The organism is Streptomyces sp. NPDC045778, from assembly GCF_056431945.1.
Window position 1 is genome coordinate 1 of sequence record NZ_JBWKJZ010000038.1, and the last position, 17980, is coordinate 17980.

A 17980-nucleotide genomic window follows, 5' to 3' on the forward strand; every position below is an offset into this window, starting at 1 on the left:
ACCACCAAAACGAGAAAGGCAAGCAAAGAGCACGGAGCGAGGGGGGGGGGGGGGGGGGGTGTGTTTCCTCCCCCCCCCCCCCCCCCCCCCCCCCCCCCCCCCCCCCCCCCCCCGCGGCCAGCAGGTCGAAGGCCCGCTGCGCCTGCCCGAGCCAGCGCAGGCTCCGCAGCGTACGGCCGAGCTGGAGCCGTTCGGCGGCGACGGCGAGGCCCGCGCCGCGCTCGCCGACGAGGTGGTCGCCGGGCACGCGGACGCCGTCGAGGGCGATCTCCCACTGGCCGCTCGCGCCGAGCACGGGCAGCTCGCGGACGACGCGGAAGCCGGGCGAGCGCGTCGGCACGACGAACAGGGACAGGCCCCGGCGATCCGCCGGCGCGCCGTCGGTGCGGGCGAGCACGGTCACCAGGTCGGCGTCCGCCGCGCCGGACGTGAACCACTTGCGGCCGGTCACCACCCAGTCCCCGTCGGCCCGCCGCACCGCCGAGGTCGCGGTCAGGAACGGGTCGGTGCCGGGGCTCTCCGGCTCGGTCATGGCGTAGCAGGCGCGCAGCTCGCCCGCGACGATCCGGGGGAGGTACGCGGCGCGGACGCGTGCGCTGCCGTGCCGCAGCAGCATCCGTACGTCCAGCAGCGGCGCGGACCCGAGCGCGGCGGGACCGTGGTCGCTTGCGCCCTCCGCCTCCGCGTACCTCGCGTACGCGCTCAGGCCGAGCCCCTGGCCGCCCAGTTCGGCGGGCAGGGGCAGCGCCCAGAGGCCCGCGTCCCGGGCGCGGCCGTGCAGCGCGTCCAGCGCCTCGCGGGCCTCTGGCCCGCCCGCGTCCAGGACGGCCTCGCGGGGCATGACGTGCTCCCCTACGAACGCCCCGACGCGCTCGCCGAGCCCCGCGTCCGTACCGTCCCGCTCCCGCAACTCCGTCACTGACGCCACCGCTTCCTTCCGTTCGCCGGGAACCCGCGGGCCCGGGCGCCCGACTGACTCTCCATGGAACTGGTCGGGCGCCGACGCCCCCGGGTTCCCGCCTTCGCGGCGGCCCCGGCGCGGCGGCCGGAAGAGGAGACACGACGGACATGACCCAGGCAGCGTCACTAGACCTCACCGCGGGGGCCGGGGCACGGCCCCTGGACGCGTTGCGCTGCGACGTGGCGGGGCCGCCCGAGCTGACCGGCGTCGTCGCGGCGCACCTGCGGCTGCTCGGCGCGCACACGACCCGGTCCGGCGAGGCGGCAGGCGGCGGCCGCGCGCTGCTTCGCGGCGGTGGCTTCGGGCCGCTGGAGGCCGAGGTCCTGTGGGACGACCCGATGGGCCCGGCGCGGGACGCCGTGGCCCCGCTCGCGGGCGCCGCTCCCGGCGGCCCCGGCCCCAGCCCCGGCCTCGTGCACGACGAGGCCACCGCCCAGGCCGTCACCGGCGTCATGGCCGTGCACGGCCGCCGCGACGGCGCCCCGCGCGGCCTCGGCGTCGACTACACCGCGACCGCCGCGGGCGTCCTCGCCGTCCAGGGCCTGCTCGCCGGACTCGTCGCACAGGCCCGCGGCGGGGCGGCGGGCCGGGTGACGACGAGCGCGGTGCGCGCGGGCCTGCTCGCCGTCTCGCAGTACGCCGCGGCGGCCGGGGCCGACGAGGGCGAGGCGGCGACGCTCGCGCCCGGCGGGCCGCCGTTCACCTCCGCCGACGGCGTCGTCTTCGAGCTGGAGACCCTCGACCCGGGCGCCTGGGCGGCGTTCTGGCGAGCCCTGGGCGCGCCCGCCGACGCGCTGCGCGCGGGCTGGCGCCCCTTCCAGTTCCGGTACGCCACCGCCTGCGCGCCCTTCCCCGAAGCCCTGCACACCACCGTGCGCGGCGCCGACTGGCCGCGGATCCAGTCGGCCGCCGCCGCGTCCGGCGCCGAGGTGTGCGCGCTGCGCACGCTCGCCGAGCGCGCCGCCGAGCACGACCACGCGCCGCCGTGGACGCTCACGCCGTACGGTCCCGGCGGGCTCATGACGTGTCGTCAGATCCCTGCTGCCGACCGTCCTCTGGCCGGGATCACCGTCCTGGAGGCCGGGCGCCGCATCCAGGCCCCGCTGGCCGCGCACCTGCTGCGCCTCCTCGGGGCCGACGTCGTGCGGATCGAGCCGCCGGGCGGCGACCCGCTGCGCGGCATGCCGCCCGCGTGCGGCGGCGTCTCCGCGCGCTGGCTCGCCCTCAACCGCGGCAAGGACGCCGTGGAGGCCGACATCAAGTCCCCCTCCGGGCGCCGCCGTCTGCGGGACCTCGTCGCCGACGCGGACGTGTTCCTGCACAACTGGGCGCCGGGCAAGGCGGCGCAGCTCGCCCTGGACGCGGAGGACCTGGCGCGCGTCAACCCCGGCCTCGTGTACGCGTACACGAGCGGCTGGGCGGGCCGGGTCGACGGCGCGCCCATGGGCACGGACTTCATGGTCCAGGCGCGTACCGCCGTCGGCGAGGCGGTGCGGCCCGCCGACGAACCGCCCGCGCCCTCCCTGATGACGCTCCTGGACGTCCTCGGCGGGCTGCTCGGCGCGGAGGCCGTGCTCGCGGGGCTGCTGCTGCGGGAGCGGGCCGGGGGACGGGGGGTGCGGGTCGACTCCTCGCTGCTCGGGGCGGCCGACCTGCTGGTCGGGCCCGCCCTCGCGCGGGGCACGCGCCGCCCCGCCGGGTTCCGGCGGCCCCTGCCCACGGCTGACGGGTGGGTGGCGCCCGCGGACGGGTGCGCCGCCGCCGTCCGCGCGTACGACGTCAGTGGTCTGGCCGCGGTTGACGCGGTGCGGCTGCTCTCCTCGCACGGGCTGCGGTCCGTCGTGGTCGCCTCCGAGCCGGGAGCGCTGCTGCCGGGGGCGCTCGGCCGGGACGCGCACGGGGCGCCCGTGGTGCCGGACCCGTGGGCCTTCGGCTGACAGCCCGTTCCCTCGCGGGGCGTCCCTGGCCCGCCCCTTCCCGAACAAGGGGGCTCCGCCCCCTTGGGCCCCCGTTTTCGGCGCTCCGCGCCTCGTCCTCGAACGCCGGACGGGCTGAATTCCTACGTCGGCCCACCCATACGCCGCCACCCCACTCCAAGGAGCCCCCGTGCCCCTCGCCCTCAAGGACCTCCTTCCCGCCGCCCTCCGCAGGAGCTGGGCGGTGGACGGGACCTGCCCGGACCTCGACCTGTACAGCCTGTTCCGGGCGCGGCAGGTCGGGGACCCGCATCGCGCGGCCGTCGTCGACGGCAAGGGCAAGCTCTGTTACACCGCCCTCGACCGCAAGGTCCGATGTCTGGCCGTCGGGCTCGGAGGGCTCGGCATAGGGCCGGGTGACGTCGTCGGCGTGCAGCTGCCCAACGGGCGCGACGCGGTCATGACGGACCTCGCCCTCGCCGCCCTCGGCGCGATCGCGCTGCCCTACCCCGTCGGCCGGGGCGCCGCGGAGGCCACGAGCCTGCTGCGCCGCGCCGAGGCCGTCGCGGTGGTCGCGGCGGCGGAGCACCGGGGCGCGCACCCGGCGCGGGCGCTCGCAGACGCGTGGGCCGCCCTGCCCGCGCTGCGCCACGTCGTCGCGGCGGGCCGGGGCCCCCAGGCCGAAGGGACGCTGCCCTTGCGGGAGTTGCTCCGCGCCGACCCGAAGGAGTTCGTGGCCGCGCGGCCCGACCCCGACGGCCCGGCCCGCATCCTGGTCTCCTCCGGCTCCGAGGCCGAGCCGAAGATGGTCGCGTACTCGCACAACGCCCTCGCGGGCGGCCGCGGCAACTTCTTCGCCTCGCTCATGCCCGACCCGGCGACCCCGCCGCGCTGCCTCTTCCTGGTACCGCTCGCCTCGGCCTTCGGCTCCAACGGCACGGCCGTCGCCCTCGCCCGGCACGGCGGAACCCTCGTCCTGCTCGACCACTTCACGCCCGAGGCCGCCATCGCCGCGATCCGGGAACACGAGCCCACGCACGTCCTCGGCGTACCGACGATGGCCCGGATGATCCTGGAACGCCTTGCCGCCGACGGCGGGAAGCTGCCGCCGCCCACCGCGCTCGTGCTCGGCGGCTCCCCGCTGGACACCACCACGGCGGCCGCGGCCCGCGAGGCCTTCGGCTGTCCCGTCGTGAACCTCTACGGCTCCGCCGACGGCGTCAACTGCCATACGGGGCTGGAGGGGTACGCGGACGCACCCGCCCCGGAGCACGGCGTCGTGGCGGGGCGGCCCGACCCGCGCGTCGCCGACATCCGCGTCGCCGACCCCGCCACCTGCGAGCCCGTACCGGACGGCACCGTCGGTGAGATCGTGGCGCGCGGCCCGATGACCCCGCTGTGCTACGTCGGCGCCCCCGACCTCGACGCCCGCTACCGCACCCCCGACGGCTGGGTCCGCACCGGCGACCTGGGCCTGATCGACGGCGCCGGGGTGCTGCACGTCGTCGGCCGCCTCAAGGACGTGGTGATCCGCGGCGGCGCCAACATCAGCCCGGCCGAGGTGGAGCGCGAGCTGAGCGCCCATCCGCTGATCCGGGACGTGGTGTGCGTCGGCGTCCCCGACCCGGTGATGGGGGAGCGGCTCGCGGCCTGCGTGGTGCCCGCCGCAGGGCCCGCCGCCGCAGTGCCCCTGACCCTCGACGCCCTCGGCGCGCACCTCACGGGGCGCGGCCTGGACCGGACCAAACACCCCGAACGGCTGCTGCTCGTACGGGAGATGCCGCTGACCCCCGCGGGCAAGCCGGACCGGGCGGCCCTGCGGGAGCGGGCGGTGGCGGCCGTCTGACGCGCGGGGTCCCTCACGGTCCGGCCCGGACCGTGAGGGACCCCACGCGTGGACTACTCCGCCCGCATGGCCTTCTTCAACTGCGCCGCCGCGTTCCGGTAGACCGGCAGCAGATCCAGATCGTCCCCGGGGTAGTTGACGATCTTCAGCTGCTCGGCGCCGGAGCCGGGCAGGACCGTGCCGGTCGACATGTGCGCGTTGTCGAGCACCAGCGCGGGCTTCTTCCCGGCAAGCTCGGCGACCTGCGAGGCCTTCACGGGCTCCGGGCCGTACGTGCCCACGGTCCGGGCGCCCGCCATCCGCGCGGACCAGGTGGTGAACACCTGGCTGACCGCGGTGGGTGCCTTGCCGCCCGGCCAGGCGGACTTGAGGTCGGCGGACAGCTTCGCGTACTGGCGCTCGAAGGAGGTCTTCCACTTCTTCGCGGACACCTCGGTGCCGAAGACGCCGCCGAGCCGGGTCACCTCGCGAGCGGCCTTGGCCGCGTCGTTGTCGAGGTTCACCTGGACCAGCTCGGCCTTCGAGCCCGCCGCTTCCTTGATCTTGTCGGCGTACGGCTCGAACGGCGCGTAGAGCACGAAATCGGCCTCGGCGACGGCCGCGAGGTCGGAGGGCTTGGGGTCGTAGTCCGGCGCGTGGTGCGTGGACGGCGGCACCAGGACGGTGACGTCCTTCGCGCCCGCCGCCTTGGCGAAGGCGCCCTCCCACGTGGTGGTGGCGACGACCACGGGCCCGTCGCCCTCGCCCGCGTCGGTCTTCTTCGGCTGGTTCTCGTCGGCGCAGGCGGTGGCCGTGAGGGCGAGCGCGGCGCTCAGTGCAACGGCCCCGGCGGCGCGGGCGAGGTGCTGGGGGACGCGGGGGATGCAGGGGACACGGACGCCGGTGCGCGCCATGAGGTGATGCTCCGTTCGGGGATGAGGTGGACGGCGAGGACGACGGCCCCCGCCAGCAGGACGAGGACGGGCCCGGGAGGCCAGTCCAGCCACAGGGCGAGCAGAAAGCCCGTGGTGTTCACGACGACGCCGATGGCCACGGCCCACAGCGCGATCGTGGTGAGCCGGTTGCCGAGGCGGCGCGCGGCGAGCGCGGGAAGCAGCGTCAGCGCGTCGACGAGCAGCGCGCCGGTCAGCTTGATCGCCCCGGCCACCGCGACGGCGACCAGGACGAGCAGCACCACGGTCAGCCCGCCCACGCGGACCCCGGAGCACTGCGCCAGCTCACGGTCGTACAGCAGCAGCGCGAGGTCGCGCCGCCGCCAGAAGAACAGCGCAGGTACGGCGACGGCGAGCACCGCGACCACGGTGATGTCGGCCGTGGTGACCGACAGGATCGACCCCCAGAGCAGCGCGAACGCCCCGGAGGCGTTGACCCCGGCCACCGACAGGACGAGGAGCGCGGCCGCGATGGCCATGCTCATCAGCAGCCCCATCGCGCCCGACAGGCCGTCCGGCGTGCGGGCCAGGGGCGCCACGCCCGCGCCCGCGAGCGCGCAGGCCACCAGCGCGCACAGCATCGGGTCGAGCCCCGTGAGCAGCCCCACGGCGATGCCGAGCAGCGCGACGTGCATCATCGCGAACCGCACCGGCATGATGTCGAGCCCGACGATCACGACGCCGACGACCGGAAGCCCCACGGCGGCCAGCAGCAGCGCGGACCCGGCGCGCTGCACGGGCACGAGCTGGAGCATGAGGCCGAGGTCGGCGGTGGCGAGGGTCATCCGGCCGGCCCCCTCACGGCGGCGGTCGGCGGGACTTCGCGTAGGCGGCCCGCCGCCATGTCCAGGACGCGGTCGCAGCGCGCCGCGAGCGTCCGGTCGTGCGTGACGACCAGGAGCGTCACGGGCAGCGAGGTGAGCAGTTCGGCCGCCTCCTCCTGGCCCGCGAAGTCCAGCGCCGCGGTGGGCTCGTCCGCGAGCAGCACCCCGGCTCCCGCGGCGACGCAGCCCACCGCGCGTGCCAGGTAGGTCCGCTGGAGCTGGCCGCCGGACAGGGTGTGCAGCGGCTTGCGCCGAAGGCCGCCGATACCGAGGCCGTCCGCGGCGGCGGCCGCCGGGCCCGGGGCGCCGCCGGAGTCCAGCAACTCGCCCGCGAGCAGCGGGAAGCGGCCCGTCGCGGGCTTCTGCGGCACCCACGCGCAGGCGCGCCGCCGCCAGGCCCGGTCGGCGGCCGAGCGGGTGTCGCGCCCGCCCACGAGGACCGTGCCGCGGGTCTGCCGGTGCAGCCCGAGCACGGCCCGCAGGAGCGTGGACTTGCCGGAGCCGTTCGTCCCGGTCAGGGCCACGCGCTCGCCCGCCGCGACCTCCAGGTCGACGCCGTCCACGGCGACGACGCGCCCGTGCCCGCAGGTCACGTCGCGCAGCTGTACCTCAAACCCGCCCATCGGCCCTCACGCGCCTTCCTTCCGCCGCATCGGCTCACACCGTGTGCGGCAGTAGTCGGACGCGCGGTTCGCGGAGTTCCCGTACGTCTGTGAGGAGTCGCCGCGTGGGGCGCGCTCAGCTGCCGGGCCGTACCACCACGGCCGTCACCCGCACCTCGCCGCTGTGCCGGAACCGCAGGACGAACGGCACCTCGGCGCCGAGCCGCAGGGCCCGCCGCGGACGCAGCATCACGTCGAGCCCGTCGGGCTCCATGGTGATCCGCCTGCCCGCGGGCACGGTCGCCGACCGGACCATCCGCATCGACTCGACGTTGCGGCCCGGCCGCTCCACGGTCCGGCTGAGCATCACGTCGACGGCGGCGGGCGAACGCACGGACTCCAGGACGTCGTCGGAGTCGCCGGAGTTGGTGACGCGGAAGAACGCGGCGGTCTCCGCGACGCTTCCGTAGGTCAAGAACACCCGCCCGTCCGTCACCGCGATCCGCGCGGGCCCGCCCGCGGCCCCCGCCGCGACCCAGGCCGTGAGTCCGCCCAGGGTCAGCGCGGCGGCGACGACCGGCGCGAGCGCGGCGAGCAGGCCACCGCGCAGGCGTGCGTACAGGGCGCTCATCGCGGGCTCCTCTCCCGTGCCGCACGCGGCACCGGCTCCCAGGTCCGCAGGCGCAGGCTGTTGGCGACCACGAGCAGGGAGCTGGCGGACATGGCGACGGCCGCCGTCATCGGGCCGAGGCGGCCCACCGCGGCCAGCGGCACGGCCAGCGCGTTGTAGCCGAACGCCCAGACGAGGTTGGCGCGGATCGTGGCCAGGGTGCGCCGGGCGAGGCGGACGGCCACGGCGGCCGCGCCCACGTCGCCGCCCGTGAGCGTCACGTCGGCGGCGCCGATCGCCGCGTCCGTGCCGCAGCCCATGGCGATGCCCAGGTCGGCGCGGGCGAGGGCGGCGGCGTCGTTCACGCCGTCGCCGAGCACCGCGACGCGGCGGCCCCGCGCGCGAAGGCGCGTGACGAGTTCGGCCTTCTCCTCGGGCGTGCAGCGCGCGTGCACCTCGGTGATGCCGAGTTCGGCGGCCACGGCGTACGCGGTCGCCGGCCGGTCCCCGGTGGCGAGCACCGGCTCCACGCCGAGGCGCCGCAGCCGGTCCACGGCGCGGTAGCTGCCGGGCCGCAGCACGTCGCCGACGGCGACGACGGCCTCGTCGACGCCGTCCACCCGGACGAGGACGGCGGTGCGGGCCGCCTCCTCCGCGTCGGCGAGCGCGGCGGCCAGCTCATCGGGCAGCCCGTCGCCGGGCACGCGCACCTCCACGCGGTGGCCCTCCACCACCCCGCGGACCCCCGTGCCGGGTGTCGCCAGGAAGCCGTCGACCGGCGGCAACGGGCCGCCCTCCACCTGCTGTTGGGCGTACGTCACCAGGGCGCGGCCCAGCGGATGCTCCGAGCCCTGCTCCACGGCCCCGGCGAGCCGCACCACGGCCCGCTCGCCGAGGCCGGCGGCCGTGGCGGTGACCCGCGCGACGGTCATGTGCCCGGTGGTGAGCGTGCCGGTCTTGTCCAGGACCACGGTGTCGACGTGCCGCAGCGTCTCCAGGGCCCGCGGACCGCTGACCAGGACACCGAGCTGCGCCCCGCGCCCGGTGGCGGCGAGCAGCGCGGTGGGCGTGGCGAGGCCGAGCGCGCAGGGACAGGCCACGACGAGCGCCGCCACGGCCGCGGTGACGGCGGCCTGCGGGTCCGCCCCGGCGCCCAGCCAGAAGCCGAGCACGGTGACCGCGACCGTCAGGACCACGGGCACGAACACGCCCGCCGCGGTGTCCGCGAGGCGCTGGGCGCGGGCCTTGCCGGTCTGAGCCTCCGTCACCATGCGTGTGATCCGCGCCAGTTGGGTGTCGGCACCGACCGCCGTGGCCCGTACGACGAGCAGCCCGCCCGCGTTGACCGAGCCGCCGACGACGGCCTGCCCGGCACCGGCCTCCACCGGCTCGCTCTCGCCGGTGACGAGCGACACGTCGAGCGCGGACGCGCCCGACACCACCACGCCGTCGGTGGCGACGCGCTCGCCGGGCCGCACGGTGAACTCCTGGCCGACCCGCAGCAGCGCGACCGGCACGCGCCGCTCGGTGCCGTCCGGGCCGCGTACCGCCACGTCCTTGGCGGCGAGTTCGGCGAGCGAGCGCACCGCCGCGCCCGTGCCGTGGCGGGCCCGCGCCTCCAGGAACCGCCCGGCGAGCACCGAGAGCGGCACCCCGACCGCGGCCTCCAGATACAGGTGCGCGGCCCCGCCCCCGGCGGACGGCAGGAACGCGAAGGGCATCCGCATGCCCGGCTCGCCCGCCCCGCCGAGGAACAGCGCGTACGCCGACCAGGAGAAGGACGCGGCGACGCCGAGGGACACCAGGGTGTCCATGGTGGCGGCCCCGTGCCGCAGGCCCCGCAGGGCCCGCCGGTGGAAGGGCCAGGCGCCCCACACCGCCACCGGCGCGGCGAGCACGAAGCACAGCCACTGCCAGTTGCGGAACTGCCAGGCGGGCACCATCGACAGGACGAGCACCGGCAGCGAGAGCAGCGCGGTGACCAGCAGCCTGTCACGCTCGCCCCGCGCACCCCCGTCCTCGGCGGCCCCGCCCCCCGCCCGCTCGGGCGCACGCGGCGCGGGCACCTCCGCCGTGTACCCCGCCCGTACGACGGCCGCGACCAGCTCGTCCGCGGTGGTGCCCACCGGGTGCGTCACATGGGCCCGCCCGGTGGCGAGGTTGACGCTCGCGCTGACCCCGTCGAGCCTGCCGAGCCGCTTCTCCACGCGGTTCACGCACGCGGCGCAGGTCATGCCGCCCACGACCAGGTCGGTGCTCGTCACATCGGGCGCCGGGGCCGTACCGGCGGCGCCCATCAGCCGTGCCCCCCGTGCCCGCCGCCGTGCCCGCCCCCGGAGCCGCCGTCCCCGTCGGACGTCGAGGACCGCATGCCCGGCGCCACCGGCCCCACGGAGTCCCCGGCTTGGTACGCGACGACGAAGACGACGGCGAGCAGCGCGAGGAACGCGAGCAGGGCGGGCGGCGGCCGCCAGGCGCGCGGTGAGGAGGACCCGGACGGTCCGGACTGACTGGGCATCGGCGCTCCCGTGGTGGCTGAGGCGGTGGCGCGGGCAGGGGACACCCGGCGCCGGGCAGGTGGTCGGGCACGGGCACGGAGAAGTTCCCGCGGCGCGGGCGTCCTCGTGTCGCAATTGGGCCAACCGGGTGAAGTGGCGTAAGAATTGCCTGGTACAGACGTTGAGGACGAGCCAGGACGGGGTTGCTCTGTGACCAGCAACGAAGCCACCGACGAACAGTGGGAGGGGCTCGCGCAGGTCGTGCCGCTGCGTGGCCGCAACGAGTGGCCGTCGTGGCCGGGGCACCGCTCGCTGCCCGACGCCGAGACCGAGACCCGGCGGCGCTTCGTCGTCACGCGCGTCAACGTCTTCTCCGACGCCCGCGAGGTCGCCGAGAACCTGATGGCGCAGATCCCCGTGCTCCTCGACCTCAGCGGCGCCGAGACCGAGACCGCCAAGCGGGTCCTCGACTTCAGCAGCGGCGTCGTCTTCGGCCTCGGCTGCGGCATGCACCGGGTGGAGAAGAACGTCTTCCTGCTCTCGCCGCCCGACACCGAGGTGCAGGGCCTGGTGGAGGCGGCCACCGTCTGACGGGGCTGCCGGGCAGGGTCCGCGCGGGCGCTCCGTAGCCCAACCGCCCAGCTCACACGGCACGTTGGGTGGTGATCGCCCGATCGGGCGAAGGTAGGCCGGGCAAAACGGTTCGCCTGATCCACTTCGGCCTAGCTTCCGGTGCATGACTGTGCACTCCCGCCGGACGTTCGCGCAGGATCCAGCGGCCCTGGCCCGGGACAAGCCGCGCGTCACCGAACTGCGGCTCTCCGCCTTCGCCGGGCACCGGGCCGCCGCGTTCCCGCTCGGCCCGCTCACGCTCTTCTCGGGGCCGAGCGGCAGCGGCAAGAGCAGTGCACTGCGCGCGTACGAGGCGCTCGCGCTGCTCGGCGCGGGCGCCGAACTCGTCGACGTCTTCCCGCAGCCCGCCCGCTGCGTGCCCGAGCGGGCCCGCGCCGACGGCCAGGCCCGGCGCGGCTTCCGCATCGGCTGCACCGTCGACGGGCCCGCGGGCCCCGTCCGCCTCGACGTCGCCGTGCAGGCCGAGCCGGAGCTGCGCATCGCGGGCGAGCGCCTGACCCGCGACGGGCTCACCCTCCTGGAGACCGCCCTGCGCGACCCCGGCCGCCGCGCCGTCCAGGCCTCCTGGCACACGGCCGGTGCCGCGCCGGTCACCCGCGCGCCGCTGCCCGACGACCGGCTCGGCACGGCCCTGCTTCCGCTGCGCGTCGCGGGCAAGACCGACGGGCAGCGGCTCGTGCTCGCCGCCGCCGAGCAGGTCGTCGTCGCGCTGCGGTCGGTGTTCGCCTGCGACCCGCGCCCCGCCCGGATGCGCGAGCCCGTGGCGGTGGGGGCACTGGGGGCAGTGGGCGCACCGGGGTCAGCGGGCGCGGGCCGCCTGCTCGGAAGCTGCGAGAACCTCGCCGAAGTCCTGTGGCGCACCCGCGCCGAGTGCGGCAACCGCCACGCCCAGCTCGTCGCCGCGCTGCGCGCCGGGTGCGCGGGCCCGGTCGCCGACGTCCTGTCCGAGCGGGCGGGGGACGGCGCGCTGCGGGCCGTGCTCGACCGGGGGGACGGGGTACGGACGTGCGTGGGCCGCCTCGGCGACGGCGAACTGCGCTATCTGGCGCTCGCCCTCGTGCTGCTCACCGGGCCCCGGGTCCTCGAGGTCGACCCGGTGGCGGAGGTCCCGGAGGCGTACCAGAGCCTGACCGTCCTCGCCGACGGCTTCGACCGCTGCCTGGACCAGCGGCAGAAGCGCGCCCTCGCGGACCTCGCGGCCCGTGCGTGCGGGCGCGGGCACATCCGCCTGATCGGCGCCGTCGCCGACGCCACCTGGGCCGCGGCGGCCGACGGCGTCACCGTGGTGAACCTGGGGCGGACGGGTTGTCAAGGGATGTAGTTGACTGGGGCCCGTGACCGATCAAGACATCGCGGGACTCCAGCGCAGACTGGCCGAGTTCGCCGCCGCGCGGCGCTGGGAGCCCTACCACACGCCCAAGAACCTGGCCGCGGCGCTCAGCGTGGAGGCCTCCGAACTGGTGGAGATCTTCCAGTGGCTGACGCCGGAGGAGTCGGCCCGCGTCATGGAGGACGCCACATCCGCCCACCGCGTCACCGACGAGGTCGCGGACGTGCTCGCCTACCTCCTCCAGTTCTGCGCGGTACTCGGCGTCGACCCGCTCAAGGCACTCGCGGCGAAGATCGAACGAAACGAGGAACGGTTCCCAGCACCGTGAGCCGGGGGCTCCGGTTGCGGCGCCGCTGGGCCTGACGTCGTGGGCCCGGCTCGGTGGGCCCGGCTCCGTGGCGCGGGGCCGTGGGCCCGGCGTGGTGAGTCTGGTGCCGTGGGCTCGGGTTGTGGATCCGGTGCGGTGCGCCCGGCGCGCCGTTGGGCCCGGTGCGGTGGCTCGATGCGGTAGGTCCGGTGTGGTGAGTTCGGTGCGGTGGGCTTGGTGTCGTGAGCCTGGCGCTGTGGACTCGGTGCGGTGAGCCCGGCGTGGTGAGCCTGGTGCCGTGGACCCGGCACCGTGGGCCCGGTGCTGGTGGTGAGCCTGGCGCTGTGGGCGCGGCGTCGTGGTCCGGGGTGGTGCGCCCGGTGCCGTGGGTGCGGTGCGGTGGGCTTGGTGTCGTGGACCCGGCGCCGTGGACTCGGTGCGGTGAGTTCGACGCGGTGGGCCCGGCCCGGCGAGCCCGGCCCCGTGGCGCGGGCGTGGGCCCGGCTGGTGAGCCTGGTGCCGTGGGCGCGGCGTTTGTGGACCCGGTGTGGTGCGCCCGGCGCCGTGGGCCCGCTGCCGTGAGCCCTGTGCGGTGAGCCTGGCGCTGTGGCGCGGGTGTGGGCCCGGCGTGGTGGCCCTGGTGCCGCGGGGCCGGTGTCGTGGACCCAGTGCGGTGAGCTTGGCGTCGTGAGCCGGGCGCTGTAGGCGCGGTGTCGTGGGTCCGGTGCGGTGCGCCCAGCGCCGTTGAGCCCGGTGCCGTTGGGCCCGGCGCCGCTGGGCTCGGCGCCGTGGGCCCGGTGCGGTAGGCCCGGTGCGGCAGGCCCGGCGCGGTGAGCCTGGCGCTGTGGCTGCGGCGCGGGGGCCCGGCACCGCGGGGCGGGGCCGTGTGGCCGGCGCCGTGAGCCCGGCACCGTGGGGCGGGGCCGTGTGGCCGGCGCCGTGAGCCCGGCACCGTGGCGCGGGGCGTGGGCCCGGCGCGGCGGGGCCGGTGGTGTGCGCCCGGCGCGTCTCCGCGCCGGTCCCTCGGTGCGCCCCTCCAGGGGCGCCCCGCGCACGCCCCGACGGGTGCGGGCCGGGGGCCGCAGGGCCCAGTAACCCCGTAAGTCAGCCGCTGTCACCACCTGTTGGACAGTCGGAAAGCGTGCCAAAGACACCTCTTCGTCACTCTCCGGAGTGGATGCATTGTCCACACTCAGATTTTTGTCCACAGATTTCAGGCTTCCTCTGGCTTTTCGAACCGAAGGCGCTCACTGTGGGTAGTGAACAAGGGAGTTCAGGTGGACGTGCCGCGAGTGGGCGCGGGATGAATGGGGACGGCGCATGGATGCGATGCGGCTCATCGAGGCGACGAGATGCGCCTTGGCGCGGAGTCAGGAGCCGGCGGCCATCGTGGCGGAGGTGTGGCAGTCCCAGGCCCTGGCCCAGGCGATAGGGCATCGCCTCGCGGTCGCCGGTCCGCCGGAGTTACGGGGCGAGGCGCTGGGTCTGAGCGAGCTGAGCGGCCGGGGCTGCGGCCTCCTGGACCCGCCCCGCTCGCAGGCGGAGGAGATACGGGCGGCGGGCCTGACCGGGATAGGCGACGCCCACGACACCCTGCTCGGCCTCGGCGCGCTGCTCGCCGAGGCCGGGATCGCGCTCGTCTCGGTGGCGATGGGCGCCGAGGACGAGGGCTTGTACTGGCAGTGCATGGAGTCGATCGACGCGGCCGACGAGTCCAGGGACCGCGTGGTGGAGATGCTCCGCAAGCTGGCGGCCCGCGCGCGGGCCCTGGCGGGCGAGAGCGACTGTGAGAAGTGCAGTGGCACGGTCCTGGAGGGCTGACGCCCTCCGGCCCGGCCGGACGGCCCGCACACAGAGCGCTGGAGGTGCGGACCGCCGGTCCTTGGGGGTGCCCCGCAGGGGGGCTGGGGCCGCGAGGTCAGGCGCGGTGCTGGTCACCCTCCGTCGTGGGCGGCCGGGTGGACTGCTGAAGGTCGGCGTCCAGTTGCGTCAGATCCGCGTTGAGCGCTGCCATCAACTCTTCCATCTGTTGCAGCAGGCCCTTGGGCGCGCCCTGCGGCCCGGCCGGGGGCAGGGCGCGTTGCTGCTCGGGCACGACGTGGTCGCGCGCCTGCTCGGGCACGGCTTCCTGGGACATCACGGCCTCCTCGGCCCGCGCCCCGCGCGGGGCGGGAGCGTCCCGGGCCCGACGAGGCAGTTCATGCGGCGGACGCGCCGACGGTGGCCGCCGGCGCGGGTGCCGGGCGGCCCGGCTCCGCCCGAGCCAACGATCTCCGGCTCGGCCCAGTCACTGGCACGGCCCCGCCCCGGCCGCGGGGTTGACGGATTTTCACCCGACCGGTGCCGGTGGAGGCCGACGGGACAGACGAGGTTGACGGGCGTTCGAGCGTGCAGGATGGGGGCATGGATCTGCGCATCTTCACGGAGCCCCAGCAAGGGGCCACCTATGACACCCTCCTCACCGTCGCCAAGGCCACCGAGGACCTGGGCTTCGACGCCTTCTTCCGCTCCGACCACTATCTGAGCATGGGCTCGGCCGACGGCCTGCCGGGGCCCACCGACGCCTGGATCACCCTCGCGGGACTCGCCCGTGAGACCCGGCGCATCCGGCTCGGCACGCTGATGACCGCGGGCACCTTCCGGCTGCCCGGCGTGCTCGCCGTGCAGGTCGCCCAGGTCGACCAGATGTCGGGGGGCCGGGTCGAACTGGGCCTGGGCGCGGGCTGGTTCGAGGAGGAGCACACGGCGTACGGCATCCCGTTCCCCAAGGAGAAGTTCGCCCGCCTGGAGGAGCAGCTGGCGATCGTGACGGGCCTGTGGGACACCCCCGTCGGCCAGAAGTTCTCGTACGACGGCACGTACTACCAGCTCAAGGACTCGCCCGCGCTGCCCAAGCCCGCGCAGGCCAAGGTGCCCGTCCTCGTCGGCGGCCACGGCGCCGTCCGCACCCCGCGCCTGGCCGCGCGCCACGCCGACGAGTTCAACATCCCCTTCGCCTCCGTGCAGGACAGCGAGCGCCAGTTCACGCGCGTGCGCGAGGCCGCCGAGCGGGCCGGGCGCAAGGGCGGCGACCTGGTGTACTCCAGCGCCCTGGTGGCCTGCGTCGGCAAGGACGACGCGGAGGTCGCGCGCCGCGCCGCCGCCATCGGCCGCGAGGTCGACGAGCTGAAGGCCAACGGCCTCGCGGGCTCCCCGGCCGAGGTCGTCGACAAGATCGGCCGGTACGCGGACATCGGCGCGAGCCGGATCTACCTCCAGTGCCTGGACCTGGCCGACCTCGACCACCTGGAGCTGATCTCCTCGCAGGTCCAGTCGCAGCTGTCGTAGCCGCGGCGCTCGGCGGCCGGGAGATCCAGGTCACATCCGTCCATGTCACAGGGGGTCGGGCCACCTCGTCTCAGGGGGTGTAGGCACGGACCACCACCAAGGAGCACACCATGGACGCGCGACTGAACTACTTCGCCAGCCCGACCGCCGGGAAGGCCCTCAAGTACGTGATGTCGGCGGGCAAGACGCTCAAGGAGTCGCCGCTGCCCGCCGTGACGCAGGAGCTGGTGGCGCTGCGCGTGAGCCAGATCAACGGCTGCGCCGCCTGCCTCGACATGCACACCAAGGAGGCCGCGGCGGCCGGCGAGACCGCGGTGCGCCTGCACCTGGTCGCGGCGTGGCGCGAGGCCACGGTCTTCACCGAGGCCGAGCGGGCCGCCCTGGAGTTCGCCGAGGAGGCCACCCGGGTCGCGGACGGCGGCGGCGGGGTCGGCGAGGCGGTGTGGGCGCGCGCCGCCGAGCACTACGACGAGGAGCAGCTCACCGTCCTCGCGCTGCACGTCTCTTTCATGAACATGGCCAACCGGCTGAATATCATCGCCCAGCAGCCCGCGGGTGACTACGAGCCCGGGCAGTTCCAGCACTGAGCACCACTGAGCACCATGCCCGGGGCCCGACGGCGGGCCCCGGGCCGGGGGAGGGAAGTCGGCGTGAGCAAGGTCGAGGAATTCGAGGAGTTGCGGTCGCTGCTGTTCTCGATCGCCTACCGGATCCTGGGCAGCGTGAGCGAGGCGGAGGACGCGGTGCAGGAGGCGTGGCTCCGCTTCGACGCCTCGCCGACTCAGCCCGTCTCGGCCAAGGCGTTCCTGTCCACCACGGTGACCCGGATCGCGATCGACGTGCTGCGCTCCGCGCGGGTGCGGCGCGAGGAGTACGTGGGCCCGTGGTTCCCCGAGCCGCTCCTGAACGACCCGTATCAGGACCCGGCGCGGGCGGTGGAGCTGGCCGACTCGGTGTCGATGGCGGCGCTGCTGCTCCTGGAGCGGCTCAGCCCGCTGGAGCGGGCGGTCTTCCTGCTGCGGGAGGTGTTCGGCTTCGGGTTCGACGAGGTCGCCTCGGCGGTGGGGCGCTCCGAGGCCGCGTGCCGGCAACTGCTCGTACGGGCCCGCAAGCACATGGAGGCCGGACGGCCGCGGTTCGAGGCGGACCGCGCGGAGCGGCAGGAGCTGGCGAATCGGTTCTTCGACGCGCTGAAGGACGGTGACGTGGGCGGTCTGCGGAACCTGCTCGCGGCCGACGTACAGCTCGTCGGGGACGGCGGCGGCAAGGCCCCGCAGCTCGCCCGGGCCGTCGTGGGCGCGGAGAACGTGGCCCGGCTGCTGGGCACGGTCTTCCCCTGGCTGATCAGGATCGACGTGACGTGCGAGCCGCACGAGATCAACGGCCAGCCCGGAGCCGTCGTCCGCGACCGGGACGGCAAGGTCCTGCACACCCTGGCGCTTGACGTGCTCGACGGGCGGATCCAGACCATCCGCTCGGTGGTCAACCCCGACAAGCTCGGTCACATCGGCCCGGTCGCCGACGCCTGGGCCGTCGACCGCGAGGTGAAGCGGGTCCGCAGGCAGCGGAGCTGACCCCGGCCAGGGGCGGGGTCCCGCCCCTCTTCCGGGTGATCAAGCCTTCCGGGCCGCGGCGACGATCTTGGCGGTGGTGTGGAGGAAGCGGGAGGTGGCCGAGCCCCGGTAGGACTTGCCGAAGAGGTTGCCGGTGGGCTTCCACTTGCCGTTCTGCAGGTGGATCACCACATAGGCGGTGCCGGGGTCGGCGCCGATCACCTCGTAGTCGCCCTTCGGTGAGGTGTAGGGGATCGGGAAGTCGGCAGGCAGCGGCTCGGAGAGGAAGTTGAGCGTCAGACGTATGTCCGGCGTGACCTCGACGTTCTTGAACGGCTCGGCGGCAAGGGTGGCCTCGACCTCCTCTAGGGTGCGCAGCATCACCGGCACCGGGTAGCCCAGCGACCGCTCCAGATGCTCCTCGATCCGGTGGGTGAGCGCGGCGCGACCCGGGCTGCCGAAGGGCTGCTCGTCGGCCGTGAAGAAGACGTTGCCGCTCTGGATGTAGGAGCGGACGTCGGCCAGACCCAGCTCGCCGAACAGACCGCGGAGCCGCTCCATGGTCACCGTCCGGCCGCCGACGTTGATGGACCGGAGCAGCGCGATGTAGGTCGTGATCATCGGGTCAGTGTCGCACCGGC

Annotated in this window: 18 protein-coding genes; 9 read left to right on the top strand and 9 right to left on the bottom strand. The window is 75.6% G+C overall.

Annotated elements, in window-relative coordinates; translation table 11 throughout:
* On the bottom strand, positions 1-841 hold an 841-nt coding region (locus AC07GB_RS34000), incomplete at its 3' end, for an acyl-CoA dehydrogenase family protein (protein ID WP_478852426.1).
* Positions 842-1068: 227 nt separating this feature from the next.
* Here AC07GB_RS34000 and AC07GB_RS34005 point away from each other — a divergent pair.
* Both AC07GB_RS34005 and AC07GB_RS34010 read left to right on the top strand, forming a co-directional pair.
* Positions 1069-2898: a CoA transferase gene (locus AC07GB_RS34005; RefSeq protein ID WP_478852340.1), complete on the top strand. Its 1830-nt coding sequence runs from the start codon at positions 1069-1071 to the stop codon at positions 2896-2898.
* 169 nt (positions 2899-3067) lie between these two features.
* On the top strand, positions 3068-4723 hold the full coding sequence (locus AC07GB_RS34010; RefSeq protein ID WP_478852342.1) for a class I adenylate-forming enzyme family protein: 1656 nt from the start codon (positions 3068-3070) through the stop codon (positions 4721-4723).
* A 53-nt stretch (positions 4724-4776) separates the two neighbouring features.
* On the opposite strand, the gene AC07GB_RS34015 is transcribed toward AC07GB_RS34010, so the two are convergent.
* From AC07GB_RS34015 to AC07GB_RS34040, 6 genes are all read right to left on the bottom strand, one after another.
* On the bottom strand, positions 4777-5616 hold the full coding sequence (locus AC07GB_RS34015) for a metal ABC transporter solute-binding protein, Zn/Mn family (protein ID WP_478852344.1): 840 nt from the start codon (positions 5614-5616) through the stop codon (positions 4777-4779).
* Positions 5535-6440: a metal ABC transporter permease gene (locus AC07GB_RS34020; protein WP_478852346.1), complete on the bottom strand. Its 906-nt coding sequence runs from the start codon at positions 6438-6440 to the stop codon at positions 5535-5537. Before AC07GB_RS34020 ends, AC07GB_RS34015 begins: the two co-directional genes overlap by 82 nt.
* Entirely contained in the window at positions 6437-7102 is a 666-nt protein-coding gene (locus AC07GB_RS34025) for an ATP-binding cassette domain-containing protein (RefSeq protein ID WP_478852348.1), read from the bottom strand. Before AC07GB_RS34025 ends, AC07GB_RS34020 begins: the two co-directional genes overlap by 4 nt.
* Positions 7103-7217: 115 nt before the next feature.
* A complete protein-coding gene (locus AC07GB_RS34030) occupies positions 7218-7712 on the bottom strand; it encodes a copper chaperone PCu(A)C (RefSeq protein WP_478852350.1) in 495 nt (164 codons plus the stop codon).
* Entirely contained in the window at positions 7709-9988 is a 2280-nt protein-coding gene (locus AC07GB_RS34035) for a heavy metal translocating P-type ATPase (protein ID WP_478852352.1), read from the bottom strand. Before AC07GB_RS34035 ends, AC07GB_RS34030 begins: the two co-directional genes overlap by 4 nt.
* Positions 9988-10209, bottom strand: a complete 222-nt coding sequence (locus AC07GB_RS34040; protein WP_478852354.1) for a hypothetical protein — start codon at positions 10207-10209, stop codon at positions 9988-9990. The genes AC07GB_RS34035 and AC07GB_RS34040 overlap by 1 nt, the downstream gene beginning before the upstream one ends.
* A 190-nt stretch (positions 10210-10399) precedes the next feature.
* Between AC07GB_RS34040 and AC07GB_RS34045 the strand changes: the two genes are divergently transcribed.
* The 4 genes from AC07GB_RS34045 to AC07GB_RS34060 all read left to right on the top strand — a co-directional run bounded on the left by AC07GB_RS34045 (position 10400) and on the right by AC07GB_RS34060 (position 14280).
* The gene (locus AC07GB_RS34045; protein WP_030682464.1) at positions 10400-10780 is read left to right on the top strand and encodes a cell division protein SepF; all 381 of its coding nucleotides are present in this window, start codon (positions 10400-10402) and stop codon (positions 10778-10780) included.
* 145 nt (positions 10781-10925) lie between these two features.
* Entirely contained in the window at positions 10926-12143 is a 1218-nt protein-coding gene (locus tag AC07GB_RS34050) for an AAA family ATPase (protein ID WP_478852356.1), read from the top strand.
* A 13-nt stretch (positions 12144-12156) separates the two neighbouring features.
* Positions 12157-12480, top strand: coding sequence for a nucleotide pyrophosphohydrolase (locus tag AC07GB_RS34055; protein ID WP_478852358.1), 324 nt, complete (start codon positions 12157-12159; stop codon positions 12478-12480).
* Positions 12481-13779: 1299 nt separating this feature from the next.
* Positions 13780-14280 (top strand): DUF6099 family protein, encoded by a 501-nt coding sequence (locus tag AC07GB_RS34060; RefSeq protein WP_478852360.1) that lies wholly within the window; start codon positions 13780-13782, stop codon positions 14278-14280.
* Positions 14281-14377: 97 nt separating this feature from the next.
* Here AC07GB_RS34060 and AC07GB_RS34065 read toward each other — a convergent pair whose 3' ends face one another.
* Positions 14378-14596 carry a hypothetical protein gene (locus tag AC07GB_RS34065; protein WP_478852362.1) on the bottom strand — a complete coding sequence of 73 codons (219 nt, stop codon included), beginning with the start codon at positions 14594-14596 and terminating at the stop codon, positions 14378-14380.
* 266 nt (positions 14597-14862) lie between these two features.
* On the opposite strand from AC07GB_RS34065, the gene AC07GB_RS34070 reads away from it, so the two are divergent.
* The 3 genes from AC07GB_RS34070 to AC07GB_RS34080 all read left to right on the top strand — a co-directional run bounded on the left by AC07GB_RS34070 (position 14863) and on the right by AC07GB_RS34080 (position 17360).
* A complete protein-coding gene (locus AC07GB_RS34070) occupies positions 14863-15786 on the top strand; it encodes an LLM class F420-dependent oxidoreductase (RefSeq protein WP_478852364.1) in 924 nt (307 codons plus the stop codon).
* 110 nt (positions 15787-15896) lie between these two features.
* Positions 15897-16373: a carboxymuconolactone decarboxylase family protein gene (locus tag AC07GB_RS34075; protein ID WP_478852366.1), complete on the top strand. Its 477-nt coding sequence runs from the start codon at positions 15897-15899 to the stop codon at positions 16371-16373.
* Positions 16374-16436: 63 nt separating this feature from the next.
* Positions 16437-17360: an RNA polymerase sigma-70 factor gene (locus AC07GB_RS34080; protein ID WP_478852368.1), complete on the top strand. Its 924-nt coding sequence runs from the start codon at positions 16437-16439 to the stop codon at positions 17358-17360.
* 39 nt (positions 17361-17399) lie between these two features.
* Here the strand turns inward: AC07GB_RS34080 and AC07GB_RS34085 are convergent, their stop codons facing one another.
* The gene (locus tag AC07GB_RS34085; protein ID WP_478852370.1) at positions 17400-17960 is read right to left on the bottom strand and encodes a DUF1697 domain-containing protein; all 561 of its coding nucleotides are present in this window, start codon (positions 17958-17960) and stop codon (positions 17400-17402) included.
* Between the last annotated feature and the right edge of the window lie 20 nt (positions 17961-17980).